This is a genomic window from Mycobacterium sp. MUNTM1 (genome assembly GCF_054660795.1).
Genome location: NZ_BAAGDE010000007.1, coordinates 146,568 through 152,621 on the forward strand (window position 1 = coordinate 146,568; position 6,054 = coordinate 152,621).

General features: G+C 67.1%; 8 protein-coding genes. 2 read left to right on the plus strand and 6 right to left on the minus strand.

Going from position 1 to position 6,054, the window contains the following annotated elements; translation table 11 throughout:
- Nucleotides 1-5: 5 nt before the first annotated feature.
- The 6 genes from deoC to ACYQ8K_RS06435 form a co-directional block, all read right to left on the minus strand.
- Nucleotides 6-692: a deoxyribose-phosphate aldolase gene (gene deoC / locus ACYQ8K_RS06410; protein ID WP_459967634.1), complete on the minus strand. Its 687-nt coding sequence runs from the start codon at nucleotides 690-692 to the stop codon at nucleotides 6-8.
- Nucleotides 692-1,123 (minus strand): DUF2599 domain-containing protein, encoded by a 432-nt coding sequence (locus tag ACYQ8K_RS06415; protein WP_459967635.1) that lies wholly within the window; start codon nucleotides 1,121-1,123, stop codon nucleotides 692-694. Before ACYQ8K_RS06415 ends, deoC begins: the two co-directional genes overlap by 1 nt.
- A 4-nt stretch (nucleotides 1,124-1,127) precedes the next feature.
- Nucleotides 1,128-1,415 (minus strand): DUF2516 family protein, encoded by a 288-nt coding sequence (locus tag ACYQ8K_RS06420; protein ID WP_040629303.1) that lies wholly within the window; start codon nucleotides 1,413-1,415, stop codon nucleotides 1,128-1,130.
- A gap of 87 nt (nucleotides 1,416-1,502) precedes the next feature.
- Complete coding sequence (gene hbhA / locus ACYQ8K_RS06425; RefSeq protein WP_459967636.1) at nucleotides 1,503-2,108, minus strand: heparin-binding hemagglutinin HbhA; 606 nt, start codon at nucleotides 2,106-2,108, stop codon at nucleotides 1,503-1,505.
- A gap of 276 nt (nucleotides 2,109-2,384) precedes the next feature.
- Complete coding sequence (locus ACYQ8K_RS06430) at nucleotides 2,385-2,801, minus strand: helix-turn-helix domain-containing protein (protein ID WP_459967637.1); 417 nt, start codon at nucleotides 2,799-2,801, stop codon at nucleotides 2,385-2,387.
- Nucleotides 2,802-2,894: 93 nt separating this feature from the next.
- Entirely contained in the window at nucleotides 2,895-4,277 is a 1,383-nt protein-coding gene (locus ACYQ8K_RS06435; RefSeq protein ID WP_459967638.1) for a DUF445 domain-containing protein, read from the minus strand.
- A 135-nt stretch (nucleotides 4,278-4,412) separates the two neighbouring features.
- On the opposite strand from ACYQ8K_RS06435, the gene ACYQ8K_RS06440 reads away from it, so the two are divergent.
- Entirely contained in the window at nucleotides 4,413-5,132 is a 720-nt protein-coding gene (locus tag ACYQ8K_RS06440) for a TetR/AcrR family transcriptional regulator (protein ID WP_459967639.1), read from the plus strand.
- A gap of 142 nt (nucleotides 5,133-5,274) precedes the next feature.
- On the plus strand, nucleotides 5,275-6,054 hold a 780-nt coding region (locus ACYQ8K_RS06445), incomplete at its 3' end, for a cyclopropane mycolic acid synthase family methyltransferase (protein WP_459967640.1).

Sequence of the window (6,054 nt, forward strand, 5' to 3'; positions counted from 1 at the left end):
AGCAGCTAGTCCCCTCGACGGAGGCCGTCGAGCACTCCCCGGGTGCCCGACAGCCCCAGCCGGGTGGCGCCCGCATCCAGCATCGCGAGCGCGTCCTCGGCGGTACGGATGCCGCCGCTGGCCTTCACCCCGAGGCGCCCGCCGACGGCCTCGGCCATCAGCGCGACGGCGCGCACGGATGCGCCGCCGGCCGGATGAAACCCGGTTGACGTCTTGACGAAGTCGGCGCCCGCGTCTTCGGCGGCGCGGCATACCTGCGCCAGCGTGGGCTCGTCGGCCAGCGCCCGCCGCGCGGCCGACTCCACGATCACCTTCAGCACCGCCCCGCCGATCGCGCCGCGCACGGCGTGGACGTCGGCGCGGACCGCCTCGAGGTCGCCGGCCAGCGCCGCCCCGACATCGATGACCGTGTCGATCTCGCAGGCACCGGACGCGACGGCCAGGGCCGCCTCGTGGGCCTTCACCGCCGGGAGGTGCTTGCCGGACGGGAACCCCGCGACGCTGGCCACCCGCACGCCGGCGCCGGCTCGCACCGCGACGGGAACCATCGACGGCGAGACGCACACCGCGTAGACGCCGAGTTGGGCCGCCTCGGCGACCAGGGCGGCCACGTCGGCGTCGGTCGCTTCGGGCTTGAGCAGGGTGTGGTCGACGAACGCCGCCAATTGCGCTCGGCTGGGTTGGGTTGCCATTAGAAGGATTCTTCCGGAGCGCCGGGATTGCAGCCGGAGGCGACCATGTCGTTGTCGTCGACGACCGGTCGCCAGGGCTCCAGGTTCCAGCTGACCTTGCCGGGCTGGGCGATCTCGGCGAACTGCCAGTGGCAGAGGAACTGCGCGCGCATGCCGGCGGTGTCGGCGTCCGGCGACAAGGCGAGCACCTCGGCCCAGGCCTCGTCGGCCGGCGCCGTGGCCCCGGGAATTCGCGAGGCGGCCCGGCCGGCCGGCGACGGGAAGACGCGCAGGCTGCTGCGGCCCTGCCACTGCGCCCACTGGGTGTGGTCGATGTACGGCGGGGCCGGAGCGGGCGGATCCGCCCCCGGGTCGGGGGCGGCGACGGCGTGCGGTACCGGACAGGACAAGGCGACGAGCGCCGCGATCGGCGCCGTCAGCAGGGCCTTCATTCCGCTAGCGCGACTTACCTTGAATCTCAAGCAGTTTGGGTCGAACGTCGACCAGATATACGCCCGCGGCACAGGCCGCGATCGCCATTCCGAGCACGCCGAAAACGAAACCCAGGATGGACGTCAGCGCGACGGCTCCGCCCAGGATCAGCAACCAGACCGGCTTGGTCAGCTTCTCGGCGGCGGTGTAGGCGTCGGGTCGTTGCAGCGCGGCATGCACGAACGCGTAGATGGCCGTGACCAGGACGGCGATCTGCAAGACCAGCATGACGGTTCCCACGAGGTGGTTCACGCCTTAAGGGTATGCGGGCACCCTCCAAAACGTCGACTCCGAGCCACCCGAAGGTGACTCGGAGCCGAACGTCGTGCTGGGTCGTGCTTACTTCTGGGTGACCTTCTTGGCCGCGGCCTTCTTCGCCGGAGCCTTCTTGGCCGGAGCCTTCTTGGCCGGGGCCTTCTTGGCGACGGCCTTCTGCGCCTTCTTGGTGGTGGCTTCGGTCTTGCCGGGCAGCTCGATGCCGACCAACTTGGCGGCGCGCTCGCCGACCGCGCGGGTCTGCGACGCGACGGTGCCGAGAGCTTCCTGAGTCAGCTCGACGGCCTGGTCGACGTAGCCCTCGGCGCGCGCGGACGCGTCCTCGAACGCGGTCTGGTTACGCAGCCGCTGCAGGGCCGCCTCGCCGCGCTCGACGAGCTCGTTGTAGCGGTTGGTCGCCGCCTCCAGGTAGCCCTCGGCCGCCCTGCGCAGCTCCTCGGTGGTGAACTTGTCGCGCAGCTCGGTGAACTGCTCGGGCAGGTCCTCCTGCAGCTTGGTCAGGCGAGCGCGGCGCTCCTCGACCCGGGTGCGGGTCTCGGCGCGGGTCTCCTCGGCGCGCTCGCGCAGGCCGGCGATCAGGTCGTTGACGGTGGCCAGGGCCAGGTCGGCCGCGCCCAGCGCCGCGAGCAGCGGAGCCCGCAAGTCTTCGATGTTCGTGTTTTCCGCCATGGTGATTCCTTTCATTGGCTTTCGCTATCGGTGTTATTCGGCGTTTTAGCTGTCTGGTCGAGAAGTTAGGTGCAAACGTCTCCTTCGCAACTGGGGCCGCCAGTGTCGGGGTGGTTCGTTCCGCAATTCAGCCGGAAACCGGTAGGTCCTCCCCTTCGGGTAACCGCGACGGCCGGTCGTCTATACATCACCAACTCGCTAGCGCGATGTGGAGAGCCCGCTTGTGGCGCAAACTCCCAGCACAGATGGCTACGGTGCCGGGCGAACACGGGCCGATCACTCGCTGTCGGATTCGGTCGGACACTCCTCGTGGATCGATTCGTTTTGCTGGGTGAACGATGAGTAGATGTCGAGCAGGATTTGCTTTTGGCGCTCGGTGATCGCAGTGTCGGTGACGATGGCGTCCCGCACCTGACTCTTGTCACTGGGTTCGAGAATCCCGGCGCGCACATAGAGAACCTCGGCGGAGACCCGGAGGGCCTTCGCGATCTGGTTCAAGACATCGGCGGAGGGCTTACGCAATCCACGCTCCACCTGGCTCAGATAAGGATTGCTGACCCCGGACTTCTCGGCGAGTTGACGCACCGACACCTGCGCGAGCTCACGCTGGCTACGGATGAAACTGCCGATGTCAGAGGCTACTTCGGAGGCAGCGTTGGACACCTTGGCGGAGAGCTTCTCCTCGGGCGTCATGACGTGCTCCTGGTCGGCGGCTGATCTGGACGCGCCCAGACTACTACAAGTGCTTGCTATTGCAAGCACTTGTTAGCACTGCTAGAAAATGCGCTAGACCAGCAACTGCGCGACGGCGTAGATGACCAGCCCCGCCAGCGAACCGACCACCGTGCCGTTGATCCGGATAAATTGCAGGTCACGGCCCACGTGCAGCTCGATGCGCCTGCTGGCCTCCTCGGCGTCCCAGCGCTCGATCGTGTCGGTGATGATCGCTGTGATCTCCACCCCATATTGCGAAACCAGGTGCTGGGCCGCCCGGACCAGCCAGTTGTCCACCTTGTCCCGCAGGTCGGCGTCGTCGCGCAGCGATTCCCCGATCCGGACGACGGTGTCGGCGATCCGGGTGCGCAGGGCGCTGGACGGATCGTCCACGCCCTCGAGGACCAGCCGTTTCAACGTCTTCCACGCCGTCGCCGCGGCGTTGGCGATCTCGTCGCGCGCCATCAGCTGCTCCTTGATCGCATCGGCGCGCGCGATGGTGTCCGGGTCGTGCTGCAGGTCGTCGGCGAAGTCGAACAGGAACCGGGTGGCCGACCGGCGCAGTTCGTGGTCCGGATTGCGGCGCACCTTGTCGGTGAAGTCCATCAGCTCGCGGTGGATACGGTCGCCGACCAGATGGTCGACGAAGCGCGGCGACCAGGTCGGTGAATCGCGCTCGACCACCCGCTGGATGACCTCGCCGGCCTTCAGCGACCACTGGAAGGCCCGGTCGGCCAGCAATTGGATCAGCGCCTCCTGCCGGTGCTCGGCCAGCAGGGTGGCCAGCACCCGCCCGACCGGCGGGCCCCACTGCGGTTCGGCGATCCGGCGCACGATCATCCGGTCGATCACCTGCTGGACGTCCTCGTCGCGCAGGAGCTCCACCAGCACCCGCAGCACCGTGGCGGTCTCGCTCGCCACCCGCTCGGCATGGACGGCCTCCGACAGCCATTTGCCGAGCCGGCCGGACACCTGCGCGTCGCGCAGCTTGGTCTCGACGACCTCCGGCGACAGGAAGTTCTCCCGGACGAAGGTGCCCAGGCCCTCGCCCAGCTGGTCTTTCTTGCGCTTGATGATCGCGGTGTGCGGGATGGGAATGCCCAGCGGGTGCCGAAAGAGCGCGGTCACCGCGAACCAGTCCGCCAGGGCGCCGACCATCCCGGCCTCGGCCGCCGCGCCGACATACCCGACCCAGGCCCCGAGGCTGGCATGCGCCTGCGCCCACCGGCAGGCCAGGAACACTCCGGTGGCACCGATCAGGAAACTCAGTGCCACCATCTTCATCCGGCGCAACGCCACCCGGCGCTGCGCATCGGCCTCGGGATCGGCGCCGGCGAACGATTCGGCAAAGGACGCGCGAGCAGGTCTGGCGGCGGCCGCCGACGTCGCCGAATCCGGCCCCGCCCCCGGCGGGCCCGACGCTTCGCCTCTCACCGAGGCTCGATGTGCCACCACTACATCATCTATCTTTCCCGCGGATTGGTGTGACGACACTGTTCGCGACGTCTCACCCACGCCCGGGCAGGACAAGAATCCGACCCCCTCACGCCGTAAGATCAAGGGCGTCTAGGGAATGGGAATTCGGCGACTGTGGCAGAGCAAATCGTGGCTGTGAGCGTCAAAATGGATGGGCGCAAGCGGCGTTGGCATCAACACAAAGTGGAGCGTCGTAACGAGTTGGTCGACGGCACGATCGACGCGATTCGCCGACTCGGTGGCGCGCTGAGCATGGACGAGATCGCCGCCGAGATCGGCGTTTCCAAGACGGTGCTGTATCGCTATTTCGTCGACAAGAACGACCTGACGACGGCCGTGATGATGCGGTTCACCCAAACCACCCTGATCCCCAATATGGCTGGGGCGCTTACCTCTGGCCTCGACGGCTTCGACCTGACCCGCGAGGTCATCCGCGTGTACGTCGAGACCGTCGCGAACGAACCCGAGCCGTACCGGTTCGTGATGTCCAACAGCTCGGCCAGCAAAAGCAAAGTCATCGCCGATTCCGAGCGGATCATCGCGCGCATGCTCGCGGTGCTGATGCGCCGACGCATGCAACACGCCGGAATGGACACCGGCGGTGCGGAACCGTGGGCGTATTTGATCGTCGGCGGCGTCCAGCTGGCCACCCACTCCTGGATGTCGTACCCGCGGATGAGTCGCGACGAATTGATCGACTACCTGACCATGCTGAGCTGGAATGCCCTCAAGGGGATCGTCGAGGTCGGCGGGTCGCTGGAGAAGTTCCGCGGGGAGCCCCACCCGCCGCCGATCGTGCCGCCGCGCGAGGGTCAGGACGGCTTCGGACCCTGAATTGGGCCCGTCCCACCGCGCCGGGAGCGCGACTGGTCCCGCCGCAGGTACTAGCATGCAGTGGGGGTATCGGGGGATACAGCGGTGTTGCCGTTCGACCGTTCACCCCTGTCCCCCGCAATACAGGAAGGCTCGTGTCGACATGTCTGTGCAGCTCACGCCGCATTTCGGAAATGTGCAAGCCCATTACGACTTGTCCGACGATTTCTTCCGGCTGTTCCTTGATCCCACGCAGACCTACAGTTGCGCCTACTTCGAGCGCGACGACATGACCCTCGAACAGGCGCAGATCGCCAAGATCGATCTGGCGCTGGGCAAGCTGAACCTCGAGCCGGGGATGACGCTGCTGGACATCGGTTGCGGCTGGGGAGCCACCCTGCGGCGCGCCATCGAGAAATACGACGTCAACGTCGTCGGCCTGACGCTGTCGGAGAACCAGGCCGAGCACGTGCAGAAGTCCTTCGATCAGATGGACACCGCCCGCACCAGGCGCGTGCTCCTGGAAGGCTGGGAGAAATTCCACGAGCCGGTGGACCGCATCGTGTCGATCGGGGCGTTCGAGCACTTCGGCCGCCAGCGCTACGGCCGCTTCTTCAAGATGGCCTACAACGCGCTGCCGCCCGGCGGAGTCATGTTGCTGCACACCATCGTTCGGCCCTCGTTCAAGGAAGCACGGGCCAAGGGCTTGACGCTGACGCGTGAGATCGTGGAGTTCTCGAAATTCATCCTGGCCGAGATCTTCCCCGGCGGCTGGCTGCCGACGCCCCAGACCGTCGGCGAGTACGGGGTCACGGCGGGCTTCGAGTTGACCCGCGTTCAGTCGCTGCAGCTGCACTACGCCCGGACGCTGGACCTGTGGGCCGAGGCGCTCGAGGCGAACCGCGAGCAGGCCCTTGCCATCCAGTCCCAAGAGGTCTACGAC